This window comes from Flavobacterium gelidilacus DSM 15343 (assembly GCF_000422685.1).
Lineage (GTDB): Bacteria > Bacteroidota > Bacteroidia > Flavobacteriales > Flavobacteriaceae > Flavobacterium > Flavobacterium gelidilacus.
Genome location: NZ_AUGN01000015.1, coordinates 1 through 20,744, shown reverse-complemented (window position 1 = coordinate 20,744; position 20,744 = coordinate 1). Strand labels below are relative to the sequence as shown.

At 28.4% G+C, this 20,744-nt stretch carries 18 protein-coding genes; 13 read left to right on the top strand and 5 right to left on the bottom strand.

The window, feature by feature from the left end:
- Window positions 1–87: 87 nt before the first annotated feature.
- Together G507_RS0108310 and G507_RS0108305 are read left to right on the top strand one after the other, a co-directional pair.
- Window positions 88–1,230, top strand: coding sequence for a glycosyltransferase (locus G507_RS0108310; RefSeq protein WP_026717072.1), 1,143 nt, complete (start codon window positions 88–90; stop codon window positions 1,228–1,230).
- Entirely contained in the window at window positions 1,227–2,477 is a 1,251-nt protein-coding gene (locus G507_RS0108305; protein WP_157496528.1) for a glycosyltransferase family protein, read from the top strand. Before G507_RS0108310 ends, G507_RS0108305 begins: the two co-directional genes overlap by 4 nt.
- On the opposite strand, the gene G507_RS0108300 is transcribed toward G507_RS0108305, so the two are convergent.
- The 4 genes from G507_RS0108300 to G507_RS0108280 are packed head-to-tail and all read right to left on the bottom strand — an operon-like array spanning window position 2,461 to window position 6,382.
- Window positions 2,461–3,693 carry an O-antigen translocase gene (locus G507_RS0108300; protein WP_157496526.1) on the bottom strand — a complete coding sequence of 411 codons (1,233 nt, stop codon included), beginning with the start codon at window positions 3,691–3,693 and terminating at the stop codon, window positions 2,461–2,463. The genes G507_RS0108305 and G507_RS0108300 overlap by 17 nt on opposite strands.
- 42 nt (window positions 3,694–3,735) lie before the next feature.
- Window positions 3,736–4,305: an acyltransferase gene (locus G507_RS17895; RefSeq protein WP_026717069.1), complete on the bottom strand. Its 570-nt coding sequence runs from the start codon at window positions 4,303–4,305 to the stop codon at window positions 3,736–3,738.
- Window positions 4,305–5,405, bottom strand: a complete 1,101-nt coding sequence (locus G507_RS0108285) for a DegT/DnrJ/EryC1/StrS family aminotransferase (RefSeq protein WP_026717068.1) — start codon at window positions 5,403–5,405, stop codon at window positions 4,305–4,307. Before G507_RS0108285 ends, G507_RS17895 begins: the two co-directional genes overlap by 1 nt.
- The gene (locus G507_RS0108280; protein ID WP_026717067.1) at window positions 5,402–6,382 is read right to left on the bottom strand and encodes a GNAT family N-acetyltransferase; all 981 of its coding nucleotides are present in this window, start codon (window positions 6,380–6,382) and stop codon (window positions 5,402–5,404) included. The genes G507_RS0108285 and G507_RS0108280 overlap by 4 nt, the downstream gene beginning before the upstream one ends.
- 145 nt (window positions 6,383–6,527) lie before the next feature.
- Here G507_RS0108280 and G507_RS0108275 point away from each other — a divergent pair, with 145 nt between their 5' ends.
- The gene (locus G507_RS0108275) at window positions 6,528–8,264 is read left to right on the top strand and encodes a T9SS type B sorting domain-containing protein (protein WP_084518953.1); all 1,737 of its coding nucleotides are present in this window, start codon (window positions 6,528–6,530) and stop codon (window positions 8,262–8,264) included.
- A 1-nt stretch (window position 8,265) separates the two neighbouring features.
- Here G507_RS0108275 and G507_RS0108270 read toward each other — a convergent pair whose 3' ends face one another.
- A complete protein-coding gene (locus G507_RS0108270; RefSeq protein ID WP_026717065.1) occupies window positions 8,266–9,006 on the bottom strand; it encodes an RDD family protein in 741 nt (246 codons plus the stop codon).
- Between the two features lie 20 nt (window positions 9,007–9,026).
- On the opposite strand from G507_RS0108270, the gene G507_RS0108265 reads away from it, so the two are divergent.
- The 10 genes from G507_RS0108265 to G507_RS16610 all read left to right on the top strand — a co-directional run.
- Complete coding sequence (locus tag G507_RS0108265; RefSeq protein ID WP_026717064.1) at window positions 9,027–10,007, top strand: stage II sporulation protein M; 981 nt, start codon at window positions 9,027–9,029, stop codon at window positions 10,005–10,007.
- Window positions 9,991–10,944 (top strand): hypothetical protein, encoded by a 954-nt coding sequence (locus G507_RS0108260; protein ID WP_026717063.1) that lies wholly within the window; start codon window positions 9,991–9,993, stop codon window positions 10,942–10,944. Before G507_RS0108265 ends, G507_RS0108260 begins: the two co-directional genes overlap by 17 nt.
- Entirely contained in the window at window positions 10,937–11,662 is a 726-nt protein-coding gene (locus G507_RS0108255; protein ID WP_026717062.1) for a hypothetical protein, read from the top strand. The genes G507_RS0108260 and G507_RS0108255 overlap by 8 nt, the downstream gene beginning before the upstream one ends.
- Window position 11,663: 1 nt before the next feature.
- A complete protein-coding gene (locus G507_RS0108250; protein ID WP_026717061.1) occupies window positions 11,664–12,860 on the top strand; it encodes a DUF4350 domain-containing protein in 1,197 nt (398 codons plus the stop codon).
- Between the two features lie 16 nt (window positions 12,861–12,876).
- Window positions 12,877–13,881: an AAA family ATPase gene (locus tag G507_RS0108245; RefSeq protein ID WP_026717060.1), complete on the top strand. Its 1,005-nt coding sequence runs from the start codon at window positions 12,877–12,879 to the stop codon at window positions 13,879–13,881.
- A 10-nt stretch (window positions 13,882–13,891) separates the two neighbouring features.
- A complete protein-coding gene (locus G507_RS0108240) occupies window positions 13,892–15,226 on the top strand; it encodes a DUF58 domain-containing protein (RefSeq protein ID WP_026717059.1) in 1,335 nt (444 codons plus the stop codon).
- Between the two features lie 71 nt (window positions 15,227–15,297).
- Window positions 15,298–18,273 carry an amidohydrolase family protein gene (locus tag G507_RS0108235; protein WP_026717058.1) on the top strand — a complete coding sequence of 992 codons (2,976 nt, stop codon included), beginning with the start codon at window positions 15,298–15,300 and terminating at the stop codon, window positions 18,271–18,273.
- A gap of 73 nt (window positions 18,274–18,346) precedes the next feature.
- Complete coding sequence (locus G507_RS0108230) at window positions 18,347–19,633, top strand: amidohydrolase family protein (RefSeq protein ID WP_026717057.1); 1,287 nt, start codon at window positions 18,347–18,349, stop codon at window positions 19,631–19,633.
- Window positions 19,634–19,732: 99 nt separating this feature from the next.
- Window positions 19,733–20,521, top strand: a complete 789-nt coding sequence (locus tag G507_RS0108225) for a TrmH family RNA methyltransferase (protein ID WP_026717056.1) — start codon at window positions 19,733–19,735, stop codon at window positions 20,519–20,521.
- Window positions 20,522–20,562: 41 nt separating this feature from the next.
- The coding region (locus G507_RS16610) for a hypothetical protein (protein ID WP_035665874.1) at window positions 20,563–20,744 on the top strand (182 nt) is incomplete at its 3' end.

Sequence of the window (20,744 nt, the reverse complement as noted above, 5' to 3'; positions counted from 1 at the left end):
AAAAAAATTCTGAAATCAAAAATCGTTAATCTTCATTCTGCAATCTTAAATTTTATGTATTTTAGCAAATGTAAAATAATTTTTTAAATGCGAATATTACTTGTAGGCGAGTTTAGTCGATTGCACAATTCTTTGAAAGAAGGTTTGGTGGCTTTAGGTCACGAAGTTGTCTTAATCAACAATGGTGATGGCTTTAAAAACTTTCCGTCAGATTATTCAAATCGTGCTATTTTGTGCGAAAGCAAATTAGGAAATATTCCAAGACAAATTATTTATAGAACCACTAAATTTGATATTTCAAAAATTGAACGTGGCATTCGTTTTTATTTTCATTTGAATAAATTAAAAAACTTTGATGTTGTTCAATTGATAAATGAAGCTCCAATTCAAACCACACAAAAATTTGAATTTTATTTACTAAAAAAAATATTCAAGCAGAACAAAAAAGTATTTCTTTTGTGTAGTGGTGTTGATTACATGACTTTAAATCACATGCTTCAAAAAAAGGAGCGTTATTCTATAATGAATCCGTATTTTGAAAAAGTTGTCGAAGCCAAAGAACAATATGCTTTTATGTTTAACTATTTGACAAAAATACATCAAAAAATACATCATTTTTTATATGAGAATATTTCTGGAGTTATTGCTACAGATTTAGATTATGTAAATCCATTAAAAGAAAATCCGAAATATATTGGAATGGTTCCAAATCCAATTAATCTAACTCAAATTGAATATAAAAAGTTAGATATTTCAGGTAAAATCAATATTTTCTTAGGGATAAATTCTGGAAATTCTTTTAAAAAAGGAGTTCATTTTTTCGAAAAAGCATTGGAAATTATAGAAGAAAAATATAAAGATAAACTCAATATTCAAATCACTACAAATATTCCTTATAAACAATATATTAGTATATATAATGATTGTCACATTTTGTTAGACCAAGTTTATGGTTATGATCAAGGTTATAATGCTTTAGAAGCAATGGCAAAAGGAAAAGTAGTGTTTACTGGTGCAGATAAAGAGTTTTTAGAGTATTATCATTTAAAAGAAGATGAAGTTGCAATTAATGCTTTACCTGATGTGAATGATTTGGTTGAAAAATTATCTTTTTTAATCGAAAATCCTTCAAAATTGATTGAAATAGGTCAAAAAGCTAGTGATTTTCTAAAAAAAGAACATGACTATATTAAAATCGCTGAAAAATATCTTGAAAAATGGATAAATTGAAAAAAATAGTATTTCAATATAAATATGAGTTTTTACTAATTTTAATTTCTTTAATTTTCATTAAGAGTTTAAGTTACTTATTACAACTTGACATTCAGTCAATAATCTATTTAGATTCTGGAAGTTATTATGAATCTGCCGAAAATGTATATTACTATTATAGAGGTCATAACTTAAGACCAATGGTGTTAGCTTTAATTCATGGAATTCCGTTTTTGTTTACAAATTCAGCCATGGAAGTTTATGCAAACACTTATTATATTAATTTATTTTGTTGGATTGGTTCTACACTGCTAATTTACAAAATTGCACAACACTATATTTCTGATAAAAAAGCCTTTTTTTTAAGTTTACTAAATTTGATTATTATTGGAAATGTGATTTCTGTTTTTCACATGCTCTCAGAAAATATTTTTATATTTTTTATTGTTCTTGCCTTCTATTTTTATCATTTATTTAGAACTAAATCTAAGACACTTTATTTAGCTTTATTTTTATCTGTAGTTGTAATTTCAATGCTAATTAGACCTGGAGCAAAGTTTTTTGCAGTTTTTATTTTACTCTTTTTTATAAAAGATATTATTAAATACTATAAAATCAAATCATTTTACCTACTCTACTTTAGCTTCTTTTTAGTCTTTATTCAGTGTGCTGGAATAAAATACCAATTTGGAAATTTTACAATCAGTTACATTGATTCTGTTACTTATTATAATTATCTTGGAAGCAAAGCCATGTGTTATAAAAACGATGTTGACTATTCGCAATTTAACAATCAAAGAGGTAAATATTTATTTTCACTTGGCTATGAAGAATCAAAAGTTGAAGTTTTTAAGGATATGAAAAATCAACTAAAAGGCAATAAAATTAATTTATTAAAAGCTTATACAGATGATTTATATGAGAATAGTACAACTGGAAATATTATTTTAAATGATGTCGTAAATATAAAAAGCACTTCCTATTTTGAAAGCATAAAATCAAACTTATATAATTTCACCATTTATAGTAATGTGTTTCTAACGATAACAGGTTTATTATTGAGCCTATTTACTTTATTACTGCTTTATAAAGACAAATTTGTAGTTATAATAAGTGCATTTATTTCTTATACATTTTTAACGTCTGGAGTTTCTTGTGGACAAGGAGATAGATTTCATATTGTTTTTTTCCCTTTTATATTGCTATTATTGGCGATAAATATTCAATATTTTAGTTCTAAAAAAAGGTCTAAACTTTTTGTTTAAATAATACTTTTCTAAACATAATTAGAAACACAAAAAACATTAGCACATTAGCAAAAAAATAAGCCATTACAACTCCTTCTGATGCGAAATTTTGCATTAAGTAATAAGATAAAATGAAATAAGACAAATTGTATACTATTTCAATAAAAAAGAACTTAAACATCATGGTTTTTACTAAAATCTGATATCCAAAAGCTAATGACATAATTCTAAAAAAATCGCCTAATAATTGCCAAATTAATATTTCTGAAACCTTATTAAATTCTGGAGTAAAAGCAATATTTATTATTAAATTTTTAAAAAGATAAATCAGAACAATCATTAGAATAAAAATTGGAACAAGTGTTTTGAAATACTCCTTTAGTTCACTTTTAAACTCCTCATCAGTTGATAATGATGCTAATTTAGGCATATAATACAATGTAAGGCCAGAACTGAACAATAACATATAAAATCCAGATAATCTTATTACTGCATCCCAAATTCCTGCTTCTTGAAATGTATAGCTTTGTATTAATAAGTTTCTTATTGAAATAAGCGTTATTGGAATTATAATAGCACTTAACAAAGCCATTGAAGAAAATTTTCTGATTTCTTTTAGATGTTTGTTATTTAAAACTCTTTTTACTTCAAAATTAAAGAAACCTTTTTCTCTTTTAATAAAAATAAAAGTCACCAGAACCATTATGATTTCTGAAATTGCAATTGCCAATAATCCACCAACTATATTTTGTTTCCAAATTAATAATGCAGTGACAATAAAAACTAAAACATTTGAAATAACTTGAATTAATATTATAGTTTTAAACCTTTCAAAAGCATTGTAAATAGAGATCCAAAACGTATTAATAACTATAAATGGTAATGTCAAAGAAAAAAATTGAATCGGAATTTTATAATCCGTTGAAAAAAATAATAATTCAGAAATTGAACTACTAAAAATTAAAATAACAATACCAACGACAACCGAAATCACTAAAAACAACCAAAAAAAAGTAGAATATATTAATGATAATTCTTTTTCATCTTCCTTATTTTCAACTACAAGTTTTACCAAAGAATTACTTACTCCAAGTGTCGCAATTGATTTTGACATGGTTGTGAAATTTCTAAAACTTCCTAACAAAGTCATTCCTGTTGTACCAAGAAAAAAAGCTATAATTTTTGAGGAAAATATTCCCAATACAAAACTAACCATCACTGATATTGAATTCAACGATAGTACTTTTAAGGAGTTATTTTTAGTGAAAAATTTCAATTAAATAGTTCTTATTATTTTTGCTGGATTTCCAGCTGCAATTACATTATCAGGAATCGATTTAGTAACAACAGATCCAAATCCAATAACAGAATTCTTCCCGATTGTTACTCCTTTTAAAATGGAAACATTGTCACCTATAAAAACATTTTTAGAAATAACAATTTCAGCTACTTTAGGAATTCCATCTGCTCTTTTATCTATCTCTAATTGATGTCCATCAGTATCAATAATTGAGCAATTCACACCAATTAAAACATTGTCTTCAATCGTTATTTTTGAAAAAGAAACTGCCGAAAAATTATTATTTATTGAAACATTATCCCCAATAATGATTTTGCTTTCTGGATATTTTGCTTCAAAATAGGAATAATGTGAGTAAAAGTTTGGTGATGATTTTACACCAATTTGAACATTTTTACCAAATTTAATTGATCCATTTCCTTCTATTAATAAAGGATGATATAACTTAGGTCTTCCATTTATATTTTTACAATTAGAAAGCCATTTGTACTTTAGAATTCTAAATTTAACAAAAACAATATTTTTTACTTTTTGAATTATATCCATTAATATTGATTTAAAATTTGAATGACTTTACTAATCTCGTCTTTTGTCATAATTGGAGAAATCGGAATACTTAAAACCTCAGCATGCATTTTCTCGGTAATTGGAAATGACAAATTATTCCACTCAACAAATGCTTTTTGTTTATGCGGTGGAATTGGATAATGAATCATAGTATCAATTTCATTATCTTTTAAATATTCTTGTAATTTGTTTCTATTTTCTGTTCGAATTACAAACAAATGAAACACATGATTGTTTGAAAAATCCCAAAAAGGTAATTCTATTTTATCGTTTTTAATTTCAGCCAAATAACGTTTTGCAATAGTTTTTCGCTTATGATTATCTTCATTTAAATAAGGTAATTTCACATTCAAAAAAGCAGCTTGAATTTCGTCTAAACGACTATTCACACCAACAAATTCATTTTGATATTTCTTCTCTGAACCATAATTTCTTAATGAATACAATACTTTAGCCAAATCCTCATCATTAGTTGTAATCGCACCAGCGTCTCCTAAAGCACCAAGATTCTTTCCTGGATAAAAACTATAAGCTTGAGCATTTCTAAATTCTAAATTCTGACTTCTGCCATCAAAAATTGCTCCGTGAGATTGTGCTGCATCTTCTACAACTAATAAATTATGTTGTTTGGCAATTTCATTAATCTTATCCATTTCACATAATTGTCCATATAAATGAACCGGTAAAATTGCTTTTGTTTTTGAAGTGATTTTTTCTGAAATCAAATCTGGATTAATATTAAACGTTTCTATCTTGGGCTCAACTAAAACTGGAACCAAATCCGCTTGAAGTACTGCTAAAATTGAAGCTACATAGGTATTTGCTGGAACAATGACTTCATCTCCTTTTCGCATCAAACCTAGTTGAATGTAGGCTTTAAAAATCAAAACTAAAGCCTCTAACCCATTTCCAACACCAATACAATGTTTAGCCTTTGTAAATTTGGCGAAATCAGTTTCAAATTGTTTTACTTCATCTCCTAAAATAAACCATCCTTTATCTAAAACTAATTTCATTTTTTGTTGAAATTCATCTTGATATTGAGCATTTATTTTTTGAAGATCTAAAAATTTTATCATAGCATAACAGTATCAAGCAAACCGTAATTTGCAGTTTCAACTTCATAAAAATCTTGAACAACTGTTTTAGTTCCAAAACTTTCTTTCCAAAACAATAAGCCTTCATTTATATTTTTTCCTTGATTTTCGTTAGAAGGTCCAAAATCAAAATAGTCTATATCTTTAAAAACTTCGGCAAGTAAATGATGGTATAAATAATCTAAGCTACCCAATTGATTTTTATCGTCGTTACCCGAAACATATTGAGGATGTGCAACATGTTCTGATATAAAAACAGTCGTTCCAGCAACAATTTTTTCGCCATCATAAACATTAAAATGTCGAATATTCTCTGGGAAACGTTTTTGAAGAAAAGTGATTTCTTCAACTGTATGAACAGGTTTTGCTTGGTGTTTTTTATTCAAATTCGGAATCAATATTTCATTCCAAAATAACTTAAAATTTAATTCTTCTCTAATTTCTAAGTTGTTTTTGGCACCACGTCTAATATTTTCTTTTCTAGATTTAGCTATTTTGTATGACTTTTTAGTATCAATTACGGATAAATTATCCCGTCTAGTCATTTTAGCTTTAATTATAAAAAGGGCATAATCAATTTCAGAAGTAAAGCAATCTAAATATATTGAAGGCATTTGTTTCAACTGCAATTTTGAAACATTTTTTTTATGTAAAAACGATAAAACTGATTTGAAAATTACCATTGCATTATCTAACTTTATAGTTTCTAAAAAAACAAAACCTCCATAAGTCAATCCTTGATGAGATATTAGAGTATCTTCAACTCTATTGGCAGGTAGAATAGAAACCAAATTATCTTTCGCATCAAAAACTAGCAATGAAAAATCTTCAAATCTATCTTGGTGATATTCCATAAAGTCTCTGTGGAACAAGAAAGTTGCATTTTTTGCTTTAGCTACAAATTCGTTCCAAAGTGAATAATAATCAGATGTATATTGTTTTATAGTGATGTTTTTCACAACTATTTTTAATGAATTAATTCAAATTCTTAACTGAATAACTTAATTTTTAATAAATTAGTATCAAAATTAACTAATCTTGAAACAAAACTACTCTTTATTTTTTTCAAAAATACTGATTTTATCTTTGTTATTTACTATAAATATGAAAGGGCAAAATGTTTCTTTGTACCAACAATTTAATGGTAGATATGATTTTACTTTTTTAGGTAACACTATGAATCCTGTAGAAAATACTTTTCAGGGAACTCCAGCTATTTTCACAACTTCTTCTGCAACGCTAATATTGCAACCCAATGATGTCGTTGAAAAAGCTTTTTTATATTGGGCTGGCTGCGGAACAGGTGATTTTAATGTCAAGTTAAATGGTGTTGATATAACTGCTCAAAGGACTTTTAGTAATGTTCTACAAACACAGTTTAATTTTTTTAGTGCTTTTACAGATATTACATCTCAAATACAATCTACTGGAAATGGAAATTATACCTTATCGGATTTAGATGTCACTAGTTTTATTAATTTACATTCTCAAAACAGCACTAATTTTGCAGGCTGGGCAATTGTTGTGGTTTATTATAATCCGAATTTACCTTTAAACCAATTAAACGTTTATGACGGTTTACAAGCCGTTTCGCAAGTCCAAAATCAATTAAATATTACTTTAAACTCACTTAATGTAATTGATAATAATGATGCAAAAATTGGATTTCTCGCGTGGGAAGGTGATGTAGGTTTATCTAATAACGAAACCCTTTCTATCAACGGAAATATTTTAAGTAACACTTTAAATCCTCCAACAAATGCATTTAATGGCACAAATACAATAACTAATAGTACAGATCTTTATAATATGGATTTGGATATTTATAGCATTCAGAATAACATTGCTATTGGAGACACTTCAGCTGACATTCAAATGACTTCTAACCAAGATTTTGTGATGATTAATGCTATTGTTTCAAAATTAAATAGTCAACTTCCTGATGCTACTATTTCTATCGACGTTACTAATCAAGTTTGTAATTCAAATATTTTATTAGTTGATTTTACGGTTTATAATTTAAATTCAACTGAAATTCTTCCTGCTGGAACTCCAATTTCAATTTATGCTAATGGTGAATTTATTGAATATACAGAAACGTTAACACCTATTCCTATTGGCGGAAGTTGGAGTGATCAAATTAGTATTTTATTACCTTTTGATATTCCTGCAAATTTTGACTTACAATTTGTAGTTGATGATATTGGTACTGGTGTTGGAATTGTGACAGAAATTAACGAAAATAATAATGTTGATTTACAGGCTATAATTCAAAACAGCGCTCCTTCTTTCAATAAATTAGATGATTTGGTTTCTTGTAATGAAGGTTTAACAAAAGGTACATTCAACTTTTCTCATTACGAAGATTTGGTAAAAACAGATTCTAATCAAATAGCCAATTTTTATACAACAATTGATGATGCATTAAATCTAACTAATCCAATCTTTAATACGTCTAATTTTGTAGCTAATTCGACTCCACAAGAAATTTACATTCGATTAGAAAACGATAATTGTTATGGATTTACTTCTTTCTTTTTAACTACAAAAAATTGTCCACCAACTGTTTATAATTATGTTTCAGGTAATTTTGATGGCTATAATGATGGCTTTTTTATTGAAGGTTTACGCGATGTTTTTCTAAATTTTGAAGTTAAAATTTATAACCGTTGGGGAAAATGGCTTTGGACAGGAAATCAATCAAAACCAGATTGGGATGGTTATGTTGAAAATGGTGTAGACGAAAAATATGCTCCAACTGGAACGTACTACTATGTAGTATTTCTAAATGATCCAGACTATAATGAACCTTTAGTAGGTTATCTCTATCTTACAAGATAAATTACATGTTTTGAGTATAATAGTTGTAATCCTTAAGTAAAGTTCTAATAAAATCTTGATCGTTACCCGATTGATTTTTAATGCCCGTTACACCAATAATTTTTTCTCTTAATTTTATTAAAGTCCCATAATCTCTAGTTTTAACAGCTACTTCAAAAGTTTCTTTAATAATCCGAGCATCATTATCAGAAAGCTTTATAACTAATGGATAAGTAGGAACATAATCCTCGTTTAAATCTTCTAAAATGGTATGATTGATGTTAATATTACTTTTTAGAGAAATCACAGCTGTTCCTGCTGCCATATCTCCCATTCTCTGATTTCGTTTGTTGAATATTATGGCTAATAAACCTATAACACCATTTCCAATCAATACTTCGATTAATCTAAACAACCATCTAATTAAATAATCACCAAAACCCGCTTGATAACCATCAATTTTGATCACTTTCATCTTCATTATTTTCTTTCCAATAGTTTGTCCTTCCCAAAGGCTTTCTAAAACTAATGTGTAAAAAATAACGGGTGAAAACAGCATAATCATAATTGCACCTGAAGACCAGCCATCCATTTTAGCAAACATTTTGCTTAATCCTGACAAATCTATAATATAATACATTACAACCGAATAAGCTATAAGAACCAAAATATCAAGTAGTTGACCCGCAATTCTTGAACCTACAGAAGCTGCTGTAAAATTTATATTAACATTTTGCGTAGTTGTGATTGATAATTGATTCATATTTTTTATTTTAGCCTCTAATGAGAGAAGTTGCATTCATAAAACAAAATAAAGAAAAATGGCTTGAATTTGAACAAGCTATTTTTGGTAAACTTAAAAAAAATCCTGACGATTTAGCCAGTTTGTATATACATTTGGTTAATGACTTGGCATATGCACAAACTTACTATCCAAAAAGTAAGACTGTTGTTTATCTTAATCATTTGGCTTCGCAAACCTATCAAAAGATTTACAAAACTAAAAGAGAAGACACAAATAAACTAATTTATTTTTTTAAAACTGAAGTTCCACTATTAGTTTATCAATATAGACGCTATGTTTTGTATGCTTTTTTAATCTTTGGAATTTTAACAGCCATTGGAACTATTTCTGCCAGAAATGATGATACTTTTGTTCGATTAATACTGGGTGATGCTTATGTAAACATGTCTTTAGAAAACATTAAAGACGGAAACCCAGTTGCTGTTTATAAATCAGCTACTAACTGGGGAAGTTTTGTTGGTATTACATTCAATAATCTAAGAGTTGGAGCACTCTCCTATTTCTTTGGTATATTTTTAGGCTTTGGAACATTTTATATCTTAATAAACAATTGTATAATGCTGGGTTCTTTCCAATATTTCTTTTACAGAGAAGGCGTTTTTTGGGAAAGCGTAAGAGGAATTTGGATTCATGGTTCCATGGAAATTTTTGCAATGGTAATTGAAGCTGCTGCAGGTTTTGCCTTAGGTGCAAGTATTTTGTTTCCCAATACATTTTCTAGGTTTAACTCATTTAAAATCGGATTTAAAAATACGTTTAAAATCTTCTTAAGCACAATGCCATTTACAGTTATTGCTGGTTTTTTAGAAGGTTTTATTACCAGATATTCTATAGACATGCCTCATTTTTTAAGTGTTTTCATCATACTTTCAACATTAAGTGCCATAAGTTATTATTATTTGATTTACCCTTTTAAAGTTCACAAAAAAATAAATAAAGAAAATGTTTCAACTATATAAAAAAAGAGGTTTTAATGAATTAGTAAGCGATACTTTCGATTTTTTTAAAATCTATGGTAAAAACTACTTTAAAAATTATTTCATTATCAATGGTGGATTTCTACTAATCCTTGTTGTGTTATTATATTTTTTAATGAAAATATTTTTTGAAGGTATTTTTGCAGGTATCAATAATACGCAATCAGGAGAAAATCTATTGTTGAATAATCTAACTTCAAATTTACCAATATTAATTATTGGTGGAATTACAATATTAGTTTTAATCATTGTAATTAGTATAATCAATTATTCATTTCCTGTAGCCTATTTAAGCCTAATTGAGTCTAAAAAAGAAATTACTACTAAAAATTTAATCGGATTTATTAAATCTAAATTAGGTAAATCTATTCTTTTCTTTTTAGCATCATTAGTAACATTTGTTCCTATCTTTTTTATAGCTTTTGCATTACTCATTGCCTTGATGTTTGTAATCATAGGGTTTCCTTTAATTATTATTGTTTTACCCGGAATTATAAGTTGGATTTCTTTAAGTTATTACGATTATATTTCTACAGAAAACAGCTATTTAGTCTCTTTAATAAATGGATTTAGTCTTGTTTTAAGTAAGTTTTGGTCGATAATTAGCTCAACGGTAATAATGTTAATCATCGTTCAAGTTGTTGTAGGAATCGTTTATTTTGTGCCTTACATAATTGGAGTTGCCTCCGTTTTTACTAATCCTGAAGCTATGCAAGGTAATTCTCAACAAACTCTTGAAGCGTTATCCTTTATAACTATTATGATGACGATAGCAATGATTGTTTCAATTCTATTTAATTATATGTTACAAAATTTGATTCTAATCAATCAAGGAATAATTTATTATAGCAGTAAAGAAGAAAAAGAAAACAACGTAATTAAAAATGATATTGATTTAATAGGAACTGATAGTGAATAAATTCTTAACTATTTTATTTTTCATAACTGCTTTTTGTTTTGGACAAAACGACTCGTTGCGCCCAAAAGAAGATGTAAAATATGACACAGAAACCATTAAATCTAAAAAATTTGAACCAAAATTTAAGGATAAATATACTTCTAATGAATTTCTATACGAACAAAAAGTAGATGATTCAAAATTATCCGCTTGGAATAGATTCTGGAAAAACGTTGGGGAATTTTTTAGCGATTTATTTGATTTTAGCAATACAGATGGAACATTGACAGGTCTTGGTATTTTGATGAAAGTCATTGCTTTTATAATTATTGGTTTTGTGATCTATATGATTATAAAAATCATCATTAACAAAGAAGGTGGTTGGGTTTTTGGAAAATCTTCAAAAAATATAAATGTTTCTGAATTAGTAGAAGAAAATATTCATACTGTAGATTTTAAAAAATTAATTTCTTCTTCAAAATCAGATAAAGAATATAGAAATTCAATACGTTATTATTATTTATGGTTGCTAAAATCAATGTCAGATAAAAATATTATTGAATGGGATATTGAAAAAACCAATTCAGATTATTTGTATGAAATTAAAAATGCTGAAACTAAATCTGAATTTCAATTTTTATCATATATATATGAATATTGTTGGTATGGTGAATTTGTTATATCTGAAGCTGATTTTCAAAAAGCAGAAAAATCATTCCTAAAAGCCATTCAACCTTAACATGAACAGAAATCTAAAAGTATATATCTTTTTATTGGTTCTTATTTTAATAGGAATCATATTTGTAGATGCTAGTAGACCAAAACCTATTAATTGGTCAGCTACGTTTGCTTTGAATGATAAAATTCCGTTTGGACTTTATGTTTTTAGTCAAGAATCTGATAAATTATTTTCTAGTCAAAAAGTGACAAAACATAGCAATACACCTTATGAATATTTTTATGACAAGTATGATTATGAAGACTCAACTTACACGGTTAAAGGTGATATTCTTTACATAAATGATGAATTTACTATTGATAAAAATTCGGTTGACGAACTTTTTTATTACGCTAGTAGAGGAAATGATGTTTTTATCAGCTCAAGTTCTTTCTCAAAAAATCTTAAAGATACATTAGGTTTTGAAATTGAAACTAGTAGTATTTTTATGGATTCATTTGCTTTGAAAGTTTCTAATAAAAATTTAAATCCTAAAGATTATTACTATTCTAAAGGCGTTTCTACCAAATATTTTTCGAAAATTGATACGACAACTACAGTAGTTTTAGGTCATCAAAATAGTACAAAAGAAAATTTGACAAACTTTATAAAAATTCCATACAAAAAAGGAAATTTTTACTTGCATACTCAACCTATAGTTTTTACCAATTATTATATGTTGAAAAACAAGAATTATGAATATGTAGAGCAGATTACTTCCTATTTAAATCAAGATAAAATCTATTGGTTTGCCAAATCATATGATGATGCACAACTCAATCAATCACCTATGCGATATATTTTAAGTCAAGCAAGTTTGCGTTGGGCTTGGTATATTTCATTGATCAGTATTTTGATATTTATTTTCTTCAACGCTAAAAGAAAACAAAGAGTAATTCCAATTATTGAACCCTTAAGAAACACAACTGTCGATTTTACAAAAACGATTGGAAATCTATATTATCAAGAAGGAAATCACAAAAATATCATTGATAAAAAAATAATATATTTCCTCGAAAAAACAAGAAATGAATATTTAGTTGATACAACTGTACTCGATGCTACTTTTATAAACCGTTTTCAACAGAAATCTGGAAAGAAAAAAGAAGATATTGCTGCATTAGTTCAATTAATTAATCAATTAAAAAGAAAAGAAATATGTAATGAGAATGATATCATTTCATTAAATCTTACTATCGAAAAATTAAATCACAAATAAGACAAATAATTACCTTATGGAAAATAATATAGAAGAAATCGAAAACGAAAATTTAAACTTCAACAATCGTATTGATCTAGCTCCTTTGCAAGATAGTCTTCAAAAAGTTAGGGCAGAAATTGGAAAAGTAATTGTCGGACAATCTAAAATGATTGATCAATTATTAGTTGCAATTCTAGCAAATGGTCACGTTTTGCTTGAAGGTGTTCCTGGAGTTGCAAAAACCATTACAGCCAAATTATTATCAAAAACATTATCACTTGATTTTAATCGAATTCAGTTTACACCAGATTTAATGCCTTCTGACATTATCGGAACTTCTGTTTATGATTTATCAAAATCGAGTTTTGAATTTAAAAAAGGCCCAATTTTTTCAAACTTCATTTTGATTGACGAAATCAATCGTGCTCCAGCTAAAACGCAAGCAGCTTTGTTTGAAGTTATGGAAGAAACACAAATTACCGCTGATGGAACAACTTATATTTTAGAAAAACCATTTATCGTAATTGCTACTCAAAATCCAATTGAGCAAGAAGGGACGTATCGTTTACCCGAAGCACAATTAGATAGATTTTTGTTCAAAATAAACATAGGTTATCCTAATTTAGAAGAAGAAGTTGCTATTATTCACAAAGAAAACGATTTACAAAACAGAGACAAATTGTCTGACATTGCAAAAATTGTTTCTCAAAGTGATATTTTAAGTTTTCAAGGCTTGGTAAAACAAATTTTAATTGAACCTCATCTTATCGAATACATCGCAAAAATCGTTTTAAATACGCGTGAAAATCCGTTCTTATATTTAGGAGCTTCACCAAGAGCATCAATTGCAATCTTAAATGCCTCAAAAGGTTTTGCTGCTATAAAAGGAAGAGATTTCGTTACACCAGATGACATTAAAGAAGCTGCAATTCCAGTTATGCAACATAGAGTTGTAGTTACTCCAGAAAGAGAAATGGAAGGCTTAAACAGCACTGAAATCATTAAACAAATTATTGATTCTGTAGAAATTCCAAGATAATTTAAAAAAAATGAAACAACTTTTTAAACAACTCTACCTTACTAATTTCTTTTTCTATTGCCTAATTGGTATCATAGGTTGTTTTGTGTTGTCTTACTTTTTTCCAATGTTTTACAATGCCAGTTGGTATATTTTATACATTTTTATTGTCTTTACAATTATTGATGTTTTGTTGCTTTTTACAGCTAAATCCCCAATTGATGCAATTCGTGAAACTCCGGAAAAACTTTCAAATGGTGATGAAAACGAAATCATTATTCGAATAAAAAGCAAATATACTTTTCCTATTTATGCCAGAATTATTGATGAAATTCCCTTTCAGTTTCAAGTCAGAAATTTTAATGTTTTCAGACGAATTAGTGCTCAATCAAAAGATGAATACAAATACTTTTTAAGACCTACAGAAAGAGGTGAATATTTCTTTGGAAGTTTAAATGTTTTTGCAAGTTCTCCTTTGAGATTAACTTCTAAAAGATTCCGTTTTGCCAATAATCAATTAGTGCCAACTTATCCATCTTATATTCAATTACGAAAATATGATTTGATGGCTTTTTCGAATTCATTATCCCAATATGGATTAAAAAAAATTAGACGAATTGGACATACAATGGAATTTGAACAAATCAAAGAATATGTACAAGGTGACGACATTAGAACCATAAATTGGAAAGCTACAGCGAAACGAGATCAATTGATGGTGAATCAATTTCAAGATGAAAAATCTCAAAATGTTTACATGATTATTGATAAAGGTCGTGTCATGAAAATGCCTTTTAATGGTTTAAGTCTGTTAGATTATGCTATTAATGCTACACTAGTCTTATCAAATGTAATTCTAAAAAAACATGATAAAGCTGGAACATTGGCATTTTCTAAAAAAGTAGAAAATAGAGTTGTGGCTGAAAAACGTCAAAGTCAAATGCAGTTAATTTTAGAAAATCTATACAACATCAAAACCGATTTTTTTGAAAGTGATTTCAGCCGTTTATATGTTGATATCAAAAATAAAATTAATCAAAGAAGTTTACTAATTCTTTACACCAATTTTGAAACACTTGATGGTTTGCACAGACAGTTGCCTTATTTAAAAGGAATTGCTAAAAATCATTTATTAGTTATTGTCTTTTTTAACAATACAGAATTAAACGAATTAATTGACAAAAAAGCCAATACTGTTCAAGAAATATACGATAAAGTCATCGCAGAAAAATTTGCTTTCGAAAAACGTTTAATTGTAAATGAATTAAGAAAATACGGTATTTATTCAGTATTAACACAACCCGAAAACTTAACGTTAGATGTTATTAATAAATATTTAGAAATTAAAGCAAGAGGAATTTTGTAGAGTAATTCACAAAAATTTTTTTTACATACATATTTAACTATATTTATGGCTTAATTATAATATACGATTAAATGCGATTAATTAAATTTTTATTTCTGTTTTGTTTCACAATAGCAGTTCAGGCTCAAGATTATTTTCCCAAAAATGACGGTGTAAAACAATCTTTCAAAAACCATGTGGCTATAACTAATGCTACTATTTATGTTTCATCAACTCAAAAATTAGAAAAAGCCACTTTACTTTTTAAAGATGGAAAAATTTTAGAAGTTGGAACAAAAGTTTCAATTCCAAAAAACGCAACTATAATTGATGCAACTGGAAAAACAATTTATGCTTCATTTATTGATGTGTTTAGTGAATTTGGAATTCAGAAACCAACAGATCGACCAGAAAGAGGTTCATCGGCCCAATATGATTCTTCGCGTGAAGGTTATTATTGGAATGACCATATAAAAACAGATTACAATGCCTTTGAAAACTTAAACTATGAAAACAAAAGTGCTGAAAAATTACGTGCTATTGGTTTTGGTACAGTTTTAAGTCACTTTAATGATGGAGTTATTGCTGGAACAGGTTTATTATGGACTTTAAATGATGAAGGAAATAACGCAACAAGAATTCTTAATAATAAAATATCACAACATTTTACATTTAGTAGAAGTAAGTTTTCTAGACAATCTTATCCTTCTTCTTTAATGGGAAGTATGGCTTTAATTCGTCAAGTATATCATGATGGAAAATGGTATGCAACAGGAGCTTCAAAAACAAAAGATTTAGCACTTGAAAGTTTCAATGCAAACAAAAATCTTATTCAAATATTCAACGCTGGTGATAAATTAAATAGTTTAAGAGCTAATAAAATTGGTAAAGAATTCGGAGTTAACTATCTTATTAAAGGAGATGGAAATGAATTTGAAAAAATAAATGAAATCAAAAATACTGGTGCAACATATATTATCCCTTTAGATTTCCCAGATGCATATGATGTTTCTGATCCTTATCTAGCGCAGCAAGTGAGTTTAAGTGATATGAAATTTTGGAATCAAGCTCCTTTTAATTTGAAAATTTTAGCAGACAATAATATTCCATTTGTTCTAACAACTTATGATAATAAAGATGCAAAAGACTTTTTACAAAACTTAAGAAAAGCTGTTTTATATGGTTTCCCTAAAGAAAAAGCTATTGCTGCTTTAACTGAAACTCCTGCTAAGTTAATGAACCAATCAAATACTTTAGGTTCTTTGAAAAAAGGAGCTTTAGCCAACTTTATTATTGTTTCTGGAGATATTTTTGATAAAGACAGTAAAATTCACGAAAATTGGGTTCAAGGAAATAGAAATATTCTTGACAAAATGAATGTCGAAGATATTCGTGGTGAATATAATTTGGTTTTTGATAATAAATCATTTGACTTGAAAATTTCAGGTGAACTTGAAAAATTAGAGGCTAAAACTTCAAAAGACAGTATCGATTATGGTACTAAATTAAATTACAGCGAACCTTGGGTAAATTTAGTTGTCAAAACAAATGATTCTATTAAATCTGCCTATTATAGATTAACCGGAACAAAAAACTTAAATTATTTAGAAGGAAAAGTAGTTCTAGAAAATGGCCAAGAAACTTCTTGGAAAGCAACAAAAAAGGAAGTTACCGAAAAATCCAAAGATAAAAAGAAAGAAGACAAAAAAGACGAAGAGCCAAAAGTTCCAATTATGGTTCCAGTTACTTTTCCAAATTTAGCTTACGGAAACGAAAACAAACCAAAACAAGAAACGTTGCTATTCAAAAATGCTACAGTTTGGACTGGTGAAAAAGAAGGAATTCTAAAGGAAACAGATGTTTTAATCGAAAATGGTAAAATCGTCAGAATAGGTAAAAATATTTCTGCCACGAATGCAAAGAAAATTGATGCAACAGGCAAGCACTTAACAGCTGGTATAATCGATGAACATTCGCACATTGCAATTTCTAACGGTGTTAATGAAGGTGGACAAAATTCATCTGCAGAAGTTACTATTGAAGATGTTGTAAATTCGGATGACATCAATATTTATAGAAATCTAGCTGGTGGAGTTACTTCTTCAAATTTACTACATGGTTCAGCAAATCCAATTGGTGGTCGTGCAGCTTTTATCAAATTAAAATGGGGTTATTCTCCAGATGAAATGATTGTAAAGGATGCTCCAAAATACATCAAATTTGCTTTAGGAGAAAACGTAAAACAATCCAATTGGGGAAGCGGTCGTTTTCCACAATCAAGAATGGGTGTTGAACAAGTTTATGAAGATTATTTTACTAGAGCTTTAGAATACAAGAAAGAAAAAGCAAGTAATTCAAAATACCGTTATGATATAGAAATGGAAGTTTTAAACGAAATTATCAGTAAAAAACGTTTCATAACTTGTCACTCTTACGTACAATCTGAAATTAACATGTTAATGAAATTAGCCGAAAGATATAATTTCAAAATTCAAACTTTTACACATATATTAGAAGGTTATAAATTAGCTGATAAAATGGCAGAACATGGTGTTGGTGGTTCAACATTTGCAGATTGGTGGGCTTATAAATATGAAGTTAATGATGCAATTCCATACAACGCTGCTTTAATGCAAAGTCAAGGTGTAATGGTTTCGATAAATTCAGATGATGCTGAAATGTCAAGACGTTTAAATCAAGAAGCGGCAAAAGCTGTAAAATACGGAAACGTTCCAGAAGAACAAGCTTGGAATTTCGTAACCTTAAATCCTGCAAAATTATTACAAGTTGATAATAAAGTGGGAAGTATAAAAGTTGGTAAAGATGCTGATGTAGTACTTTGGTCAGATAATCCATTATCTATCTACGCTAAAGCTGAAAAAACTATAGTTGACGGAACAATTTTCTACGATTTAGAAAAAGAAACAGCAACTCTTGACGTTATTCAAAAACAACGTAGTGAGCTGATAAATAATTTATTGGAAGCAAAAAATAAAGGGTTAAAAACTCAAGCTCCAAAGAAAAAAGAAGTAAAACATTATCATTGTGATACTGTTGAAGAATTTTAAATTTCAAGCTCAATATCAATTGAAAACTGAAATAATTGAAACAAAAAAAACAAATTGAAACATACATTTTAAAATGAAAAAATACATATTCTTATTACTACTAACTACAATAGCATTTGGACAACAAACACCAGCTTCGAAACAAACCAAAAGCATACTCATTTTAGGTGGAAGAGCTCATGTTGGAAATGGAACCGTGATTGAAAACAGTCTTATTTCTATAAAAGACGGAAAAATTGCTATAATTGGCGATGGAACTCTAATGAAACCTGCAAAACATGACATTGTAATAAATGCTTCAGGTAAAGAAATTTATCCCGGATTTATTGCTCCAAATACAACATTAGGCTTAGTCGAAATTGATGCCGTAAAAGCCACAGATGATGAAAGTGAATTAGGTGAAATGAACCCACATATTAGAAGTATAATTGCTTATAACGCTGAATCAGGTTTGGTTGAAGTTGCTCGTCCAAACGGAGTTTTATTAGCACAAATAACACCAAGAGGTGGAAGAATTTCTGGAACTTCATCAATCGTTCAATTAGATGCTTGGAATTGGGAAGATGCAATAATAAAAGAAAATGACGGTATTCACTTAAACTGGCCACGAAGTTACTCGCGTGCGGGTTGGTGGGCAGAACCAGGAGGAATTCAACCAAATAAAAAATACGATGAACAAACTACCGAAATCCAAGATTTCTTCAATAATGCCAAAGCTTATGCTGCTTCAAAAGTTTCAGTAAAAGACATTCCTTATGAAGGCATGAAAGGAATTGAAAGTGGAGATAAACAAGTATTTATTCACGCTGATGGTGAAAAAGAAATAATCGATGCTATCTTATTCAAAAAGAAAAATAACATTAAAAAAATGACGATTGTTGGTGGTTATTATGCCTATAAAAACGCAGCTTTATTAGTTGAAAACAACGTATCTGTACTTTTAAGAAGAGTACACGATTTACCAATATTAGAAGATGAAGACGTAAACTTACCTTTCAAAAATGCAAAATTATTGACTGATGCTGGAGTTTTAGTTGGATTACAAAATGAAGGTGACATGGAAAGAATGCAAGCTAGAAATCTTCCATTTTACGCAGGAACATGCGCTGCTTGGGGAATGGATAGAGAAAAAGCATTACAACTAATCACATCAAATTCAGCAAAAATACTTGGAATTGATGCAAACTATGGAACATTAGAAACTGGAAAAAGCGCAACCTTATTCATTTCTGATGGTGATGCATTAGATATGAAAACAAACAAAATTTCAACAGCACTTATCGACGGGAGACAAATTAGTTTAGAAAGTCATCAAACTGAGTTATACGAACGTTATAAAGAGAAATTTGAAAATAAATAATTTAGATATTCGGATTTTCAGATTATAGATATTCAGATTAAATGTTATCGAAATATCTTTCCGAAAATCTGAACATCCGAAAATCTGAACATCTATAAAATGAAACAAATAACTTCTATCCAAAATCCATATATCAAAACCTTAGTGCAATTGCAAGAAAAAGCAAAAGCGCGTAAACAATCAGGTACATTTTTAATAGAAGGAAAACGAGAAATAGAATTAGCCCTAAAAGGAAATTACGAAATAGAAACCATTTTATTTTGTCCAGAATTATTTATTCAGTCTGAAAATCCGAATATCCGAATATCTGAATATCCAAAAATAGAAATATCAAAAAAAGTCTATCAAAAACTAGCTTATCGCGATACAACAGAAGGCATTTTAGCCATAGCGAAAACTAAAAATTTAAAACTTTCTGATTTACAATTACCAGAAAACCCATTAATTCTTGTTTTAGAATCCATCGAAAAACCTGGAAATATCGGAGCAATGCTTCGTACAGCTGATGCAGCCAATATTGATGCTGTTTTATTAGCCAATCCAAAAAGTGATTTGTATAACCCAAATATAGTTCGTTCAAGTGTTGGATGTTTGTTTACCAACCAAATTGCATCAGGAACAACAGAAGAAATTATTGCCTTTTTAAAAGAAAAAAACATTGATTTTTATAGTGCTACTTTACAAAATTCTAACGAATATCATAAAGTCGACTACACTACTCCAACTGCTTTAGTTGTAGGAACTGAAGCTACAGGTTTAACTCAAAAATGGAGAGACGAAAGCACTCAAAACATCATAATTCCAATGCAAGGGGAAATTGATTCTATGAATGTTTCTGTAGCTGCAGCGATTTTATTGTTTGAGGCTAAGAGGCAACGTGGGTTTTGATATTATTTTTCGTATTTTTAAAAACTATTAAAACACGCAACATGAAATCAAAACTACCTATAACCTATTACCTATTACTTATTGCTTTTATACTATTCCCCATAACTCTATTTTCTCAAAACTTTCAGTGGTTGCAATCTGGAGGAGGGATTAATTCAACCTCTGACAAAGAAGTAGTAGTAGATATAGCTACTGATAGTCAGCGTAATATTTATGTATTATC